Annotated in this window: 16 protein-coding genes and 4 tRNA genes; all 20 read left to right on the forward strand. The window is 54.6% G+C overall.

The genetic code is table 11. The features are described from left to right. The first annotated feature begins 32 nt into the window (after positions 1-32). The 20 genes from RGU70_RS03055 (at position 33) to rplL (ending at position 15,950) form a co-directional block, all read left to right on the forward strand. Positions 33-1,538 (forward strand): ammonium transporter, encoded by a 1,506-nt coding sequence (locus RGU70_RS03055; RefSeq protein ID WP_416186470.1) that lies wholly within the window; start codon positions 33-35, stop codon positions 1,536-1,538. 277 nt (positions 1,539-1,815) lie between these two features. Beyond that, positions 1,816-3,114: a glutamate--cysteine ligase gene (gene gshA / locus RGU70_RS03060; RefSeq protein ID WP_322207947.1), complete on the forward strand. Its 1,299-nt coding sequence runs from the start codon at positions 1,816-1,818 to the stop codon at positions 3,112-3,114. A 95-nt stretch (positions 3,115-3,209) separates the two neighbouring features. Further along, positions 3,210-4,160 (forward strand): glutathione synthase, encoded by a 951-nt coding sequence (gene gshB, locus RGU70_RS03065; protein ID WP_322207948.1) that lies wholly within the window; start codon positions 3,210-3,212, stop codon positions 4,158-4,160. Positions 4,161-4,209: 49 nt separating this feature from the next. Further along, positions 4,210-4,614 (forward strand): PTS fructose transporter subunit IIA, encoded by a 405-nt coding sequence (locus RGU70_RS03070; protein WP_322207949.1) that lies wholly within the window; start codon positions 4,210-4,212, stop codon positions 4,612-4,614. 56 nt (positions 4,615-4,670) lie between these two features. Continuing rightward, positions 4,671-4,940 (forward strand): HPr family phosphocarrier protein, encoded by a 270-nt coding sequence (locus tag RGU70_RS03075; RefSeq protein WP_322207950.1) that lies wholly within the window; start codon positions 4,671-4,673, stop codon positions 4,938-4,940. 132 nt (positions 4,941-5,072) lie between these two features. Continuing rightward, positions 5,073-6,863, forward strand: coding sequence for a phosphoenolpyruvate--protein phosphotransferase (gene ptsP, locus RGU70_RS03080; RefSeq protein ID WP_322207951.1), 1,791 nt, complete (start codon positions 5,073-5,075; stop codon positions 6,861-6,863). 434 nt (positions 6,864-7,297) lie between these two features. Next, positions 7,298-8,437, forward strand: coding sequence for a homoserine O-succinyltransferase MetX (gene metX / locus RGU70_RS03085; protein ID WP_322207952.1), 1,140 nt, complete (start codon positions 7,298-7,300; stop codon positions 8,435-8,437). Then, entirely contained in the window at positions 8,434-9,039 is a 606-nt protein-coding gene (gene metW / locus RGU70_RS03090; RefSeq protein WP_322207953.1) for a methionine biosynthesis protein MetW, read from the forward strand. Before metX ends, metW begins: the two co-directional genes overlap by 4 nt. A gap of 157 nt (positions 9,040-9,196) precedes the next feature. Continuing rightward, complete coding sequence (locus tag RGU70_RS03095) at positions 9,197-10,465, forward strand: AmpG family muropeptide MFS transporter (protein ID WP_322207954.1); 1,269 nt, start codon at positions 9,197-9,199, stop codon at positions 10,463-10,465. A gap of 41 nt (positions 10,466-10,506) precedes the next feature. Further along, positions 10,507-10,592: transfer RNA gene (locus RGU70_RS03100), tRNA-Tyr, on the forward strand. A gap of 107 nt (positions 10,593-10,699) precedes the next feature. Next, a tRNA-Gly gene (locus tag RGU70_RS03105) sits at positions 10,700-10,773 on the forward strand. A gap of 68 nt (positions 10,774-10,841) precedes the next feature. Next, positions 10,842-10,916 (forward strand) — tRNA-Thr (locus RGU70_RS03110). 119 nt (positions 10,917-11,035) lie between these two features. Further along, positions 11,036-12,226 (forward strand): elongation factor Tu, encoded by a 1,191-nt coding sequence (gene tuf / locus RGU70_RS03115; RefSeq protein WP_322207955.1) that lies wholly within the window; start codon positions 11,036-11,038, stop codon positions 12,224-12,226. Between the two features lie 75 nt (positions 12,227-12,301). After that, positions 12,302-12,377 (forward strand) — tRNA-Trp (locus tag RGU70_RS03120). A 32-nt stretch (positions 12,378-12,409) separates the two neighbouring features. Further along, positions 12,410-12,790 carry a preprotein translocase subunit SecE gene (secE, locus tag RGU70_RS03125; RefSeq protein WP_322207956.1) on the forward strand — a complete coding sequence of 127 codons (381 nt, stop codon included), beginning with the start codon at positions 12,410-12,412 and terminating at the stop codon, positions 12,788-12,790. Positions 12,791-12,792: 2 nt separating this feature from the next. Then, positions 12,793-13,371 (forward strand): transcription termination/antitermination protein NusG, encoded by a 579-nt coding sequence (gene nusG / locus RGU70_RS03130; RefSeq protein WP_322207957.1) that lies wholly within the window; start codon positions 12,793-12,795, stop codon positions 13,369-13,371. Positions 13,372-13,525: 154 nt separating this feature from the next. Then, positions 13,526-13,957: a 50S ribosomal protein L11 gene (rplK, locus tag RGU70_RS03135; protein ID WP_322207958.1), complete on the forward strand. Its 432-nt coding sequence runs from the start codon at positions 13,526-13,528 to the stop codon at positions 13,955-13,957. Further along, complete coding sequence (rplA, locus tag RGU70_RS03140; RefSeq protein ID WP_322207959.1) at positions 13,957-14,652, forward strand: 50S ribosomal protein L1; 696 nt, start codon at positions 13,957-13,959, stop codon at positions 14,650-14,652. The genes rplK and rplA overlap by 1 nt, the downstream gene beginning before the upstream one ends. A 332-nt stretch (positions 14,653-14,984) precedes the next feature. Continuing rightward, positions 14,985-15,482, forward strand: a complete 498-nt coding sequence (gene rplJ / locus RGU70_RS03145; RefSeq protein ID WP_322207960.1) for a 50S ribosomal protein L10 — start codon at positions 14,985-14,987, stop codon at positions 15,480-15,482. Positions 15,483-15,578: 96 nt separating this feature from the next. Beyond that, positions 15,579-15,950, forward strand: coding sequence for a 50S ribosomal protein L7/L12 (gene rplL, locus RGU70_RS03150; protein ID WP_322207961.1), 372 nt, complete (start codon positions 15,579-15,581; stop codon positions 15,948-15,950). The last annotated feature ends 119 nt before the right edge of the window (positions 15,951-16,069 follow it).

The following is a 16,069-nucleotide window of genomic DNA, read 5'->3' on the forward strand; positions in this document are numbered from 1 at the left end:
GAATAAAGAATGTGTTGTCCTGTGCGCTTGCAATGGGCACTCTTTTACTGGCGGTAGGATTCGCTGGGCCAGCACGGGCAGAAGATGCGCCGAAGGCGCCGGAGGCAATGGCGACGATGGCAGCTCCTGATGCTGCCAAGGCAGACGCACCAAAGGCAGTCGCTCCGGCCGTTGCTCTGGTGGCTGCGGCCGCCGCTGCACCAGCCGCTCCAGCGGCACCCGTCGGTCCGGTGCCTAACAAGGGCGATACTGCCTGGATGCTGATTTGCACCGCCTTCGTGATCCTGATGACCTTGCCTGGTCTTGGTCTGTTTTACGGCGGATTGGTACGCAGCAAGAACATGCTGTCGGTGCTGATGCAATGTTTCATGATCTTTTCGCTGATCTTCATCCTCTGGTTCGTCTACGGCTACAGCGTGGCATTCACCGAAGGCAATGCATTCTTCGGCGGCCTGGATCGTTTGTTCCTGCACGGTCTGACCGGTGATTCGAATACAGCGACTTTCAGCAAGGGTGTCGTTATTCCTGAGCTGGCTTTCGTGGCATTCCAGGGCGCATTCGCGGCAATCACTGTGGCGCTGATCATCGGTGCTTTCGCTGAGCGCATGAAGTTCTCCGCTATTCTGATCTTCTCAGTGTTGTGGTTCACCTTCTCGTATCTGCCAATGGCACATATGGTCTGGTTCTGGCCTGGTCCGGATGCCTTCACCGATGCTGCTGCCGGCGACAAGGCAACTGCTATTTCGGGTTGGTTGTTCCAGAAGGGCGCATTGGATTATGCCGGCGGTACTGTGGTGCATATCAATGCGGCTGTCGCTGGTCTGGTGGGTTCGTATGTCATCGGCAAGCGTGTCGGTTTCGGCAAGGAAGCATTCAAGCCGCATAGCCTGACGCTGACGATGGTCGGTGCCTCCTTGCTGTGGTTCGGCTGGTTCGGCTTCAACGCCGGTTCCGGACTCGAAGCCAACGGTACTGCTGCTCTGGCATTCGTTAATACTTTGCTGGCAACGGCTGCGGCAGTCCTGTCCTGGAGCTTCGGCGAATGGATCGGTAAGGGCAAGCCTTCGATGCTGGGTGCTGCTTCCGGTGCGGTTGCCGGTCTGGTGGTCATTACTCCTGCGGCTGGTTTCGTCGGCATCATGGGCGCGGTTGTCATGGGTTTGATCGCTGGTCTGATCTGCTTGTGGGGTGTTACTGGCCTCAAGAAGATGCTGGGTTCCGATGATGCGCTGGACGTGTTCGGTGTGCATGGCGTGGGCGGTATTGCCGGTGCGTTGCTGACGGGCGTGTTCGCTGCGCCTAGCCTCGGTGGATCGGGTATTTATGACTACGTTGCTAACGCTGTCGCTCCTGATTACTCGATCGGCGGCCAGGTCTGGATTCAGTTCCAGGGCGTGCTGACTACGGTCATCGTGTCGGGTGTGGTTGCTTTCATTGCTTACAAACTGGTCGATGCTATCGTCGGTCTGCGTGTGACTGAGGAAGAAGAACGCGAAGGTCTGGATATTTCCAGCCACGGCGAATCGGCTTATCACTGATCGTTGTTGTTCATAGCAGGTGGGGTCCGCTCAGGCGGAGCCCTTGAAAAGCGCCTCTTGCAGGCGCTTTTTTAATGGGCAAACGGGATACGGAAAAGGTGCAGGGCTTTAAAAAAGTTAAACTAGCGCCATGTAGACGCTGTTATCAGACGTTCTCCTCAGTCTGCCAAGAAAAAAATTAGGATCGCCTTCCCTGCTGTACGCATAGGCCTGCCAGAAAAATCGGTAATTTCTCACGCTGCTGCAATGGCGATATCCTATTCAGTCAAAGGTTTTTATGGTTCCGCATCTGGTTACTGCACTAAACGGCCCACTTCTCGATCTGGAAAAGAAAATTCTCGGTGCCACTCCGGCCATCGAGCGCTGGTTCCGCATGGAATGGCAGGAACATACGCCGCCCTTCTATTGCTCGGTCGATTTGCGCAACGCCGGTTTCAAGCTGGCACCGGTCGACACCAATATGTTTCCTGACGGATTCAATCATTTGTCGCCCGAAATGCTGCCGCTGTCGATTCAGGCAGCAATGGCGGCGATTGAAAAGTATTGCCCGGATGCCAAGAATCTGCTGCTGATCCCTGAGCAGAATGTCGACAACAGTTCGTATCTGCAAAATGTTGCCCGCTTGATGCAGATATTCCGCCAGACCGGCCTCAATGTCCGGGTCGGATCGCTGGTGCCGGGCTTGAAAACGCCCACGCCGGTCGAGCTGCCCGATGGAACGACGATCATGCTGGAACCGCTTGAGCGCCAACAAAACGGGCGCCGTCTCGGTCTGGAGAATTTCGATCCCTGTACCATTTTGCTCAATAACGAGTTGGCAGCAGGGATACCCTCTGTCCTGGAAAATCTGCATGAGCAAAACGTGCTGCCCCCTCTGCACGCCGGCTGGACGGTACGACGCAAGAGTCATCACCTCGCCGCCTACGACGAAGTGGTCAAAAAATTCTCCAAACTGATTGATGTCGATCCCTGGATGTTGAATCCGCTGTTCAACAAATGCGGCGGTCTGGATGCGAAAGATCCTGCCACTGAACAGAAGCTGGTCGATAACGTCAGTTCGCTGCTGGCAAAAATCCGGAAAAAATACAAGGAATATGGCATCAAGGAAAAGCCATTTGTCATCGTCAAGGCCGACGCCGGCACAGACGGCATGGGCATCATGACCGTCAAGGACATCAATGAGCTGAAAAATATGACGCCACAGCAGCGTGCCTGCATGTCAAAAGGCCTGAATGGCTTTGAAATCAACGACCTGATCGTGCAGGAAGGGGTCTACTCCTTCGAACAGATCAATGATGCCGTGGCGGAACCGATGGTCATGATGATTGATCGCTATGTCGTCGGCGGCTTCTATCGGGTCCATGCCGAGCGCGGCGTGAATGAAAATCTGAATGCCCCGGGCGCGCACTTCGTCCCACTGGCGTTTGCACAGCAACATGGTTTGCCGGATATCAACGCCAAGCCGGGGACCCTGGTGCCGAATCGTTTCTACATGTATGGGGTCGTGGCGCGACTGGCCTTATTGGCGGCGTCGCTGGAAATGGAAAAAACCGATCCCAATCCCGAGATTTACTGATTCTTGTCATAATGGCACCGGCGTGCTGACATGCATGCCGGCTGCTCGCTTTCGCCCCCGGGCGTTGGCTACTCAACTGAAGTTTCTGGAGTCTCATGAAAATTGCTTTTCTCGCCGATCCGCTGGCCACGTTCAAGACCTACAAGGACTCCACTTTCGCCATGATGCGGGAAGCGGCGCGCCGCGGACATCGCATTTATGCGTTCGAACAGAGCGATGTCGCCATGGAAAGTGGACTGGTGACGGCCAACGTGGCAGAAGTCACGCTGACTGGCGAGGCCGATGACTGGTATCGGGTTGGTAAGGCAGAGACGATTTTCCTCTCGGAGTTCGATGCCATCGTGATCCGCAAGGACCCGCCCTTCGACATGGAGTACATCTACACTACGTATTTGCTGGAACTGGCGGAACGCCAGGGAGCGCACGTATTCAACAAACCGTCAGCGATACGCGACCACAATGAAAAGCTGGCGATTGCGCAATTTCCGCAATTTACCGCGCCGACGCTCGTCACGCGCAATGCCAGTCTGCTGCGCAAATTCCATGATGAACATCAGGACGTCATACTCAAGCCGCTCGATGGCATGGGCGGCACGGGTATTTTCCGGGTGCGCCCGGATGGCATGAATCTGGGATCGATCATAGAAACCCTGACCAATGATGGCAAGGAAACCATCATGATTCAGCGTTTCATTCCCGAAATTGTCGCGGGTGACAAACGCATACTGGTGATCGGCGGGAAAGCCGTGCCGCATGTGTTGGCGCGCATTCCCCAGGGCAGTGAAGTGCGCGGCAATCTGGCCGCCGGCGGCTTGGGTGTGGCGCAGCCGGCCTCGCCGCGCGATCTGGAAATTGCCGCGGCACTCGGCCCGGTCTTGCATCAGCGTGGACTTTTGCTGGTAGGATTGGATGCGATTGGCGACTACCTGACCGAGATCAATGTGACCAGTCCGACCTGTTTTCAGGAAATTACGCAGCAGACTGGCTTCGATGTTGCCGCGATGTTTATCGATGCGCTGGAAAGCGCCGTCGGCAGCGCGCACTAAATCTCTCCGATTCCCCTATTTCACCCTTCACCCCTCACCCGGCATACACATGGTTGGCATTCTCTTATTGACGCACGCTCCGCTAGGACAGGCATTCCTTGCCGCTGCCGGGCATGTATTTCACAGCATCCCCGAGCAGATCGAGGCGATCGATGTGATTGCCGATCAGAACCCGGACGAAGTGCATGCCCTGGCCGATGCCGCCGTCAAGCGGCTCGACGATGGCAGCGGCGTCCTGGTCATCACGGACGTCAAGGGCGGTACCCCGTCCAACTGCACCGGCTCCTTGTGTTCCCGCGAGCGGGTGGCGGTGATCGCCGGTATCAGCTTGCCGATGTTGTTGCGCGCATTGACTTACCGTAATGAGTCGCTGGACGTTGTGGTTGAAATGGCGCTGGCCGGCGGTCAGAGCGGCGCTGTGCGTGTCGATAACCGGATTCGACTTACTTTTTGAAAAACACTCAGCGGCCCGACTGACTTGCCGCTTTTTCCACTCTATCCCCTACGCACATGATCCAACAAGAACTCGAAATCGTTAATAAACTGGGGCTTCATGCACGGGCTTCGGCCAAACTGACTCAATTGGCCAGCAAGTACAAGTGCGAAGTCTGGCTCACTTACAATAAACGCCGGGTGAATGCCAAATCCATCATGGGCGTGATGATGTTGGCCGCAGGCAAGGGCACCCTCGTGACGCTGGAAGCCGATGGCGAGAACGAACAGGCTTGTTTCGACGCCGTCGCCGCCCTGATCGCAGACAAGTTCGGCGAAGGTCAGTAAGGTTTTCCCCCGGAATTCCGGTTCGCTGTCATGCCTGCATCGCCATGCGTTGCGTGCGGAGGCCATTCCATATACTGTGCGTTTATTGCTGCCGGAGATGCAGCATTAAATAACAGGCAGGAGACGAAAGCGATGGCATCATTTACTTTGCACGGCATATCCGTCTCGCGCGGTATTGCGATAGGGCGGGCGCACCTGCTGGCAGCCGCTGCGCTGGAGGTAAAACACTACCTGATTGCTGAAGAGCAAATCGAAGCCGAAGTACTGAGGCTGAAAAACGCCATGGCAAAGGTGCGAGAAGAATTGCACACGATACGCGCCGACTTGCCACGAGAAGCGCCCGCTGAACTGGCAGCCTTCATTGATCTGCACGGACTGATTCTGTCCGACCCCATGCTGACCGAAGTCCCGCTCAATATCATCCGCCATCGTCAGTACAACGCCGAATGGGCGCTGGTCACCCAGATCGACGAGGTCTCGGCGCAGTTCGACGGTATCGAAGACCCTTATCTGCGCGAACGCAAGGCCGATATTCAGCAGGTGGGTGAGCGGGTGCTCAAAGTGCTGTTAGGTAGCGCAACTGATTTGCCTGTCGCCGATGGTGGCGATGGCACCTTCGCCAGCATCATTGTTGTTGCGCACGATATTTCCCCTGCCGACATGCTGCAATTCCGTGACCGGGCGTTTGCCGGCTTTATTACGGATCTCGGCGGACAGAACTCGCATACCGCAATCGTTGCCCGCAGCCTGGATATTCCGGCAGCCGTTGGTATGCACAATGCCTCGGTGCTGGTGCGTCAGGACGACCTGCTCATCATTGATGGCGATGCCGGGATTGTGATTGTCGATCCTTCGCCGCTGGTGCTGGCCCAGTACCGGCAACGGCAGGAGCGGATGCAGCGCGACCGTAAAAAACTCGGGCGACTGAAAAAAACACCGGCCGTAACCTTGGACGGTACGCCGATCACCCTGCTGGCCAATATTGAACTGCCCAACGACGCCGTCGCGGCAATGGAAGCGGGCGCTGCCGGAGTGGGACTGTTTCGCTCCGAGTTCCTGTTCATGGGGCGTGATGAGCGACTGGAAAAATTCCCGACGGAAGAAGAGCAGTTCGCCTCCTACAAACAGGCCGTTACGCTGATGAAGGGGCGACCGGTCACTATCCGCACGTTGGACGTCGGGGCCGACAAGCCTATGGATCTGGCCGAGCAGACTTCGCTCAACCCTGCGCTGGGTTTGCGCGCTATTCGCTACTGTCTGTCCGAACCGCAAATGTTTCTCACGCAATTGCGCGCGATCCTGCGCGCCTCCGCGTTCGGCCCTATCAAATTGCTCATACCGATGCTGGCGCATGCCTTTGAAATCGACCAGACCCTGGGCCTGATCGATCAGGCCAAAGCGCAGCTACGTAAAAGTGGACAGAAGTTTGATGCGGAAATCGCCATCGGGGCAATGATAGAAATCCCGGCCGCTGCGCTGGCGCTACCGATGTTCATCAAGCGGCTCGATTTTCTTTCTATCGGCACCAATGATCTGATCCAGTACACGCTGGCGATCGACCGTGTCGACCATGAGGTGGCGCATTTGTACGACCCCTTGCATCCGGCCATCCTGTTCCTGCTGGCGCAAGTCATTACGCTGGGCCGCAAGGCGGGCATTCCTGTGTCGGTGTGCGGCGAAATGGCAGGAGATGTCAGATTGACCCGGTTATTGCTGGGCATGGGGCTGGAGGAGTTTTCCATGCATCCGGCGCAGCTGCTGGCGGTCAAGCAAGAAATTCTTAATAGCGATCTCACGATGCTGACGCCGCAGGTCAAGAAAATCATGCGCTGCACGGAGCCGACCTCGATTGCAGCGGGTGTCGCTCAATTGCAGGAGACAGTGGCAACTCTCTCTACGCAAGTGAGCGCCAAGTTTGGTTAGGGCGCCGCTGATGGCGCTCTGCGCGGCGCAATCTCGGGACTGCAATGATTAATCATCGCCGTATCCAATGCGGTTGTGCTTCTTGCCCTGATTACGCTGCTCATTACGCTTATCGTTATGCTTGCTCAGCGCTTCCTTCGAGCATGGTGCGGCAGCCGCTCGCGATTCGCCAGCGTTGACTGGTAGCCTCGACTTGGTTATTCTCAGGGTTCGCGCCGATTTGAATGTGTGGCACGCTGCCCGGATGGGGTCGGCGTACCAGACTCAGCTTGCGGGCGCCGGGATATCCCACCTAAATACGGCTAAAGCGAGCTTGCAATCCAAGCCTGAATTTAGCCCGTAAGCAATCGCTTCCGGGCTTTTTTTATTTGAATGTTGAAATGCCGTCGGTATCTCTTGGAAGATGCCTGCGACCGGGAAGTGAGAAGCAAATTATGTCCGTAGGAGTCGTCGCTTCGCAAATCATGGAATTTGCCGATGCTTTGCCTTTGCAGAGCGGCAGAACCTTGCACAATTACCAATTGGTCTTTGAAACCTACGGTACGCTTAACGCCGCCAAATCAAATGCCGTATTGATCTGCCATGCCCTCAATGCGTCACACCATGTGGCCGGGATCAGTGATGTCGATGCCACGGATGTGGGATGGTGGGACAACATGGTGGGTCCGGGCAAGTCGGTCGATACCGACCATTTTTTTGTGGTGGGGGTCAATAATCTGGGCTCGTGTTTCGGCTCCACCGGCCCCATGCATATCAATCCCGCTACCGGGATTCCCTACGGCGCGGCGTTTCCTGTGGTGACCGTGGAGGACTGGGTCGATGCGCAGGCGCGGCTGGCTGATCGTCTCGGTATTCAGTGCTTTGCCGCCGTGATGGGCGGCTCTCTGGGCGGCATGCAGGCGCTGGCCTGGAGTCTGCAGTATCCAGACCGGTTGCGCCATTGCGTGGTGATTGCCTCCACGCCGAAACTGTCGGCGCAAAATATTGCGTTTAACGATGTGGCGCGACAGGCCATCGTGACCGATCCGGAATTTCACGGCGGTGATTTTTATGCGCATGGCGTCGTCCCCAAAAACGGCTTGCGCGTAGCGCGCATGGTCGGACACATCACCTATCAATCCAATGACGACATGGCCGAAAAATTTGGCCGTGAATTGCGCAATGGGGCCTACCAGTTTGGTTACGGCGTCGATTTTGAGATCGAATCCTATCTGCGTTATCAGGGCGATAAATTTTCTACTTATTTCGACGCGAATACTTATTTGCTGATTACCAAAGCGCTTGATTACTTCGACCCGGCGAAGGATTTCAATGGGGACCTGGCGGTGGCATTTTCTCGGGCCCGGGCGCAATTTTTGTTAATTTCTTTCGCGACCGACTGGCGTTTTGCGCCGGAGCGCAGCCGTGAAATGGTGCAGGCGCTGGTCAGTAACCGGCGCCGCGTCTGCTATGCCGAAATTGATGCGCCTCATGGGCACGATGCGTTTTTGCTGGACGATGCGCGGTATATGAGCGTAGTACGCGAATATTATCGTTGTATCGCTGACGAGCTTGATGCGCAGGAGGCAGCATGAATTTTTCCGAATTAAACCAGTTGCGTCCTGATCTGGCCTTCATCGCGCACTGGGTGCGTCCCGATAGCGCGGTGCTGGATGCCGGGTGTGGCGATGGCGTCATGCTGGATTATCTGCAAACGGACAAGCGCTGCAACGGCTACGGGATAGAAATTGACGACGACAGGATTCCCGACTGCGTGCGCCGGCATGTCTCCGTCATTCAGCAAGACTTGGAGGGAGGATTGGCGATGTTCGCCGACAATGCCTTCGATACCGTCCTGTGCCTGTCGGCATTGCAAATGGTCAAGGATGTTGAGGGGATCTTGCGCGATATCGCGCGGGTAGGGCGGGAGGCGATTGTGTCCTTTCCAAATTTTGCCTACTGGCCGCATCGTTTGGCCTTGCTGCGCGGGCGGATGCCGGTGTCCGACGCCTTGCCTTACGAGTGGTATGACACTCCCAATTTGCGTTGCGCGACGATTTCCGACTTCGAGCAGCTGGCCAATGAGGTCGGCTTAACCGTTCTGGAATGCGTCGCTTTGAATGAGGCCGGTGAACCGGTCAGGTTCTTGCCGGACTGGCGCGGGAGTCTGGCCGTATTTCGTCTGAAAAAGAAATAAGGTGCTTCCGACGAGTGTTCTTATTTTTTGCACGGCCCTGGCGTTATTTATCCTGTTTCGTCAGAAGTTTTCTTAATTTTTTAAACCCATCCTCCGCCCCGGCCACACTGACTTCGGAAAGTGACAGGTCGTTTGTCGTCACAGTAAAGTTCACTTCATGAAATCCATTCCGCCTGCATCCCCTGTCTGGCGTAGTTATCTCAGCCGGCGCATGCTCATTTGCGTGGCGACCGGTTTTAGTTCCGGGTTGCCCTTGTTTATCCTGCTCAGTCTGGTACAGGCGTGGCTGACTAAAAGCGGGCTCAATGTCAAGGCACTCGGTTTGTTTGCGCTGGTCATGTTTCCGTATCCCCTGAAATTCCTGTGGGCGCCGCTGATGGATCGTTTCCACTTCGGAAAAATGGGGCGGCGACGCGGCTGGATGGCGTCGACTCAGTTGTTATTGTTTATTGGTTTGGGCGGGATGGGATTGCTTGATCCGCATACCCAGATCATGTGGGTGGCGGTAGCGGCAGCAGGGATGGCCTTTCTCTCGGCTAGTCAGGACATCGCGATTGATGCCTATCGTCGTGAATTGCTGCCGGAAAATGAGCTTGGCTTGGGTAGCGCGGTTCATGTGAATGCCTACAAGTTGTCGGGCATCGTGCCGGGTTCCTTGTCGCTGGTGCTGGCCGATCTGATGTCCTGGCATTGGGTATTCTGGATTACGGCAGCCTTCATGCTGCCGGGCTTGATCTGCACCTTGCTGGTGAAGGAGCCCACATTGCATGGCGCGCCGCCTAAAAATTTGCGCGAAGCCGTGATTCTTCCGTTTCGCGAATTTATTGCCCGCGCCGGCTGGCAAAACGCTTGTTGGGTGCTGGGCTTTATCTTTTTTTACAAGCTGGGTGACAGCATGGCAACGGCGCTGGCGACCAAGTTTTACATCGATCTGGGCTTTTCGATGACGCAAATCGGACTGGTATCGAAAACCGTCAGTTTGTGGGCCAGTATTTGCGGCGGTATTGTCGGCGGATTATGGATGGTTCGCCTGGGAATTAATCGGGGCTTGTGGGTATTCGGCGTGGCTCAGGCGGTGGCTATTCTTGGGTTCGCATGGCTGGCCAAAATCGGGCCGGATACCGTGGTGCTGGCAACGGTGATCGGAGTGGAGGCATTTGGTGTCGGATTAGGGACGACGGCCTTCGTCGCTTACATCATGCGGGAAACCGATCCGCGCTATACGGCGACTCAATTCGCGTTGTTTACCAGCATGTCTGCGGTGCCACGGACTTTCGTGAATGCATCTGTCGGCTACATTGTTTCCTATGTCGGATGGTTCAATTTCTTCCTCGCGTGCTTCGTGTTGGCCCTGCCCGGCATGTTGATGCTGCTGAAAATTGCACCCTGGAATAATAAAGAAGAGAAGGGCATGCATTCTTGTTGACAAGGTGCCGACATGCGCCTATAGTTTGGGGTTCCCTGCGCGGAGAGGTGGCCGAGTGGTTAATGGCAGCAGACTGTAAATCTGCCCTCTTACGAGTACGCTGGTTCGAATCCAGCCCTCTCCACCATTTAAAGGGCGCGGCATAGCCATAAGGCGACGCTGACGACGAAGTAAAAAGTAAGCAAGTGGCAAGCAGTGAAGTGTTATCTGCTTCTGGCTGTTGTACAGATTTATGCGGGTGTAGCTTAATGGTAGAGCTGAAGCCTTCCAAGCTTATGACGAGGGTTCGATTCCCTTCACCCGCTCCAGTATTTGCACTGCCGCATTATGTTTTATCTTCATGGCATCGTTTGGTTGTTGATGTTGTGAGTCAGTCGCCCTTGTAGCTCAGTGGTAGAGCACTCCCTTGGTAAGGGAGAGGCCACGTGTTCGATCCACGTCAAGGGCACCAGGTTGTTGGTAGGTGCGCTGCAGTGTCCGGTATTTGTAATCGGTGCAGCGCCGACCGCAAAGTCACAAGTCGGTCAGGCGCGTGCCTGAACATTCTCATCAAATCGTTAGGAGTCTACAATGGCAAAAGGCAAGTTTGAGCGGACCAAGCCGCACGTGAATGTGGGCACGATTGGCCACGTTGACCATGGCAAGACCACGTTGACAGCGGCGATAGCAACCGTGCTGTCGAAAAAATTCGGCGGCGAAGCCAAGGCCTACGATCAGATTGATGCAGCGCCGGAAGAAAAAGCGCGCGGCATCACGATCAACACCGCACACGTTGAATATGAAACAGCAAACCGTCACTACGCCCACGTTGACTGCCCAGGCCATGCCGATTATGTGAAAAACATGATTACTGGTGCCGCGCAGATGGATGGCGCGATCCTGGTGTGCTCCGCAGCAGATGGCCCGATGCCACAAACGCGTGAGCATATCCTGCTGTCGCGTCAGGTCGGCGTGCCCTACATCATCGTGTTCCTGAACAAGGCCGATATGGTCGATGATGCAGAGCTGCTGGAACTGGTTGAAATGGAAGTGCGTGAGTTACTGGTGAAGTATGAATTCCCAGGCGACGACCTGCCAATCATCGTTGGTTCGGCAAAGCTGGCACTCGAAGGCGACACTGGCCCAATGGGCGAGCAAGCAATCATGGCGCTGGCCGAAGCACTGGACACCTACATCCCGACGCCAGAACGCGCCATTGACGGCACATTCCTGTTGCCAGTGGAAGATGTGTTCTCGATCTCCGGTCGCGGTACTGTGGTAACCGGTCGTATCGAGCGCGGTATTGTCAAGGTCGGCGAAGAACTGGAAATCATCGGTATCCGCGACACACAAAAGACGACTTGTACTGGCGTCGAAATGTTCCGTAAGTTGCTCGACCAAGGTATGGCAGGCGACAACGTCGGCGTACTGTTGCGCGGCACGAAGCGTGAAGACGTCGAGCGTGGTCAAGTTCTGGCGAAGCCAGGTTCGATCAAGCCACACAAGCATTTCACTGGTGAAATCTATGTGTTGTCGAAGGATGAGGGCGGTCGTCACACGCCATTTTTCAACAACTACCGTCCGCAATTCTATTTCCGTACGACTGACGTGACTGGTTCGATCGAGTTGCCAGAAGACAAAGAAATGGTGATGCCGGGCGATAACGTGTCGATCACAGTCAAGCTGATCAACCCGATCGCAATGGAAGAGGGTCTGCGTTTCGCTATCCGTGAAGGCGGTCGTACCGTCGGCGCTGGTGTTGTTGCCAAGATCATCGAGTAATAATTATAGTCGTAGCAAATGCCGTGTCCCGAATTTTCGTGGCGCGGCATGTGTGTCTCAATCAAGAGTTTTTGTAGGGGCGTAGCTCAATTGGCAGAGCGTCGGTCTCCAAAACCGAAGGTTGGGGGTTCGATGCCCTCCGCCCCTGCCACCGATTCCGGTGACGGGTACCGAAAGTAAAAAATGGCTAACCACCCTGTACAAACAGTCAGCACATCCAATGACAAGATTAAGGTCGCTTTGGCGATTGTGTCCGTCATTGCTGGCGTTGTCGGATTTTTCTTGCTGGCAGATAAAGCAACGGCCATTCGTGCTTGCGCGCTGGTAGCGGGTTTGCTGGTAGCAGTGGGTTTTGCCTGGACATCTTCACAAGGCCGTGGTTTTGTTGGCTTTGCGCGTGAATCTGTCCGCGAAACAAAAAAAGTTGTCTGGCCTACCCGTAAGGAAGCGACACAGATTACCGCGATCGTATTTGGCTTCGTCCTGATCATGGCGATATTCTTGTGGGGCACTGACAAGTTGCTGGAAGTTTTGTTGTACGACGTTATTTTGGGCTGGAAATAAACATGAGCGATAGCGCGCAGGATGTAACGCCAGTAGTGGCGCCGGTCAGCAAAAAACGTTGGTATGTAGTGCATGCTTATTCAGGCATGGAAAAAAGTGTCCAGAGAGCATTGACTGAGCGCGTTGAGCGCGCCGGCATGCAAGAGCAGTTTGGCCAGATTTTAGTGCCGACTGAAGAAGTCGTTGATGTCAAGAACGGTCAAAAGTCGGTTACCGAGCGGCGTTTCTTTCCCGGCTATGTGCTGGTCGAAATGGAAATGACCGACGAGACTTGGCATTTGGTAAAAAATACCAACAAGGTTACGGGTTTCATTGGTGGGAAGTCAAATCGTCCAACGCCGATTCCACCGCACGAAGTCGACAAAATCATGCAGCAAATGCAGGATGGTATCGAGAAGCCGCGGCCTAAGGTCTTGTATGAAGTGGGTGAGCAAGTGCGCATCAAGGACGGTCCGTTCACTGACTTTAATGGCAACGTCGAAGAAGTCAACTACGAAAAATCCAAGGTGCGTGTTTCGGTCACCATTTTCGGTCGTGCTACACCAGTTGAACTCGAATTCGGCCAAGTCGAAAAAGTTTAATAAGCAGATAAGCGCTGGTCAAAGCGCAGGCGTCAACCGATAGGTGGGCGATAAATTTGACAGGCAATAAGCAGCAAGAGGAGCCACAGTAGCAAATTCAGGCGGTACAGGGTTTGCCAACCGGCGCTAACACTCAACTAACGTAGGAGCCATCATGGCCAAGAAAATCATTGGTTTTATCAAGCTGCAAGTCCCAGCTGGTAAAGCAAACCCATCCCCTCCAATCGGCCCTGCTCTGGGTCAGCGCGGTCTGAACATCATGGAATTCTGCAAGGCATTCAATGCGCAGACCCAAGGTCTTGAAGCCGGCATGCCGATTCCTGTCGTGATTACTGCATTTGCGGACAAGTCTTTCACTTTCGTGATGAAGACGCCTCCTGCAACTTATCTGATCAAAAAAGCATCAGGTGTGCAAAAGGGTTCGCCTAATCCACATAGCGACAAGGTCGGTAAACTGACCCGTGCGCAAGCTGAGGAAATCGCTACTATCAAGAAAGCGGATCTGACAGCGGCAGACATGGAAGCAGCCGTGCGTACTATTGCTGGTTCCGCACGTTCGATGGGCATCACGGTGGAGGGTCTGTAATGGCTAAGTTAACCAAGCGCGTAAAAGCATTCGCAGAAAAAATCGATCGTACCAAGTCATACCCATTTGATAACGCTCTGGCGTTGATCAAAGAAGCGGCAACGGCAAAGTTCAATGAATCGATCGACGTATCGATCCAATTGGGCGTCGATGCAAAAAAATCTGACCAAGTGGTGCGCGGCTCTGTCGTTTTGCCAGCGGGTACCGGCAAGACTGTTCGCGTAGCGGTTTTTGCTTCAGGCGAAAAAGCTGAGCAGGCAAAAGCAGCTGGCGCAGACATCGTTGGTATGGAAGACCTGGCCGAAATGGTCAAGGCCGGTAACATGCCATTCGATATCGTGATCGCTTCGCCAGACACTATGCGGATTGTCGGTACTTTGGGTCAAATCCTCGGACCTCGCGGCCTGATGCCTAACCCTAAAGTGGGCACTGTGACGCCAGACGTTGCAACCGCAGTTCGCAACGCCAAGGCTGGTCAAGTCCAATACCGTACTGACAAGGCAGGCATTATTCACGCCACCATCGGCCGCAAGTCGTTCGCCGATGCAGATCTGAAGTCCAATTTGTTGGCGCTGGTTGATGCGTTGAACAAGGCCAAGCCAGCCAGCAGCAAGGGTGTTTACATGCGCAAGGTATCTCTGTCCTCGACAATGGGTGCTGGTGTGCGCGTCGATCAGTCGACTCTGTCGGCCTAAGCAATTATTGAAGCCCTGGCATCCTGCGGATGTCGGGCGAATCTTTGGGCTGAGCAGGCGCCGGCAATATCGGTAACCTGTTCAGACAATCAAAGACCGTTGGGCGGAGTGGGAATGGCAATAATATTCTTACAAAGTTAAACAGAAGCGAGTGAAAACTTGCTACCCAGCGCAGATGGTGTACCCGAGCAAGTTTTGTAGTCTTGAGCAGCGTTGATGGTTTTTGTAATCGCCGCACTGAACTCCTAACTTCGGACGCCGTGTTCGAACCGATGCAAGGCAAGCGACCAGCCGGTCGCGTAGTCGCCAAACATCATTTTTGGAGGTTGATCTTGAGTCTCAATCTGAATGACAAAAAGGCCGTTGTAGCCGAAATCTCTGCCAAGGTAGCAACAGCGCAGACGATTATCGTGGCCGAATATCGTGGCATCCAGGTTGGTCACTTGACACAACTGCGTGCTAAAGCGCGTGAACAAGGCGTGTACCTGCGCGTGTTGAAAAACACTCTCGCGCGGCGTGCCGTCGAAGGCACTGCGTTTGCCGACCTCGCTTCTGCAATGACTGGCCCGCTGATCTATTCGATCTCGGAAGATGCCGTGGCTGCTGCTAAAGTCCTCGCTGACTTTGCAAAAACCAACGACAAGCTAGTCTTGAAGGCAGGTAACTACGCTGGGAAGACGCTTGATAAAGCGGCTGTTACAGCGTTGGCAAGCATTCCAAGCCGTGAAGTTCTGCTGGCCCAAGTTGTGGGCATGATGCAGGCGCCGGTAGCTGGATTTGCACGTGGTCTGGCAGCTTTGGCTGCTCAGAAGGAAGCCGTACCTGCATAAACAATTTTGCCGCATCAGCGGCGAATTGTTGGCAGCAATGGTTTCCATCGTCAATACCGATCAGATGTTAATACTGAAATAAATTAGGAGTTTCAAATGGCAATTAGCAAAGACGATATCCTGGACGCAGTTGGCGCCTTGACCGTGTTGGAATTGAATGACCTGGTAAAGGCATTCGAAGAAAAATTCGGCGTTTCCGCTGCCGCAGTTGCATCCGGCCCAGCTGCCGGTGGCGCTGCTGCTGCTGTTGAAGAGCAAACAGAGTTCACCGTTGTTCTGACCGAAATCGGCGCGAACAAAGTTGGCGTGATTAAAGCAGTTCGCGAAATCACTGGTCTGGGCTTGAAAGAAGCCAAGGATCTGGTTGATGGCGCACCGAAGCCAGTCAAGGAAGCAATTCCTAAAGCTGATGCTGACGTCGCTAAGAAGAAGCTCGAAGACGCTGGTGCGAAAGCGGAAATCAAGTAATTTTCTCGATCTCCGAAGGCGTTCACAACGCCGCAGCCAAAGTGCCGAATCCCTGAGAGGGGATTCGGCTTTGGCTTCTTTGTCGTTTATAAAATCGTCATGAAAATATAAACGGCAAA

The sequence above is a fragment of the Herbaspirillum sp. RTI4 genome (assembly GCF_034313965.1).
Taxonomy (GTDB): domain Bacteria; phylum Pseudomonadota; class Gammaproteobacteria; order Burkholderiales; family Burkholderiaceae_D; genus Herbaspirillum.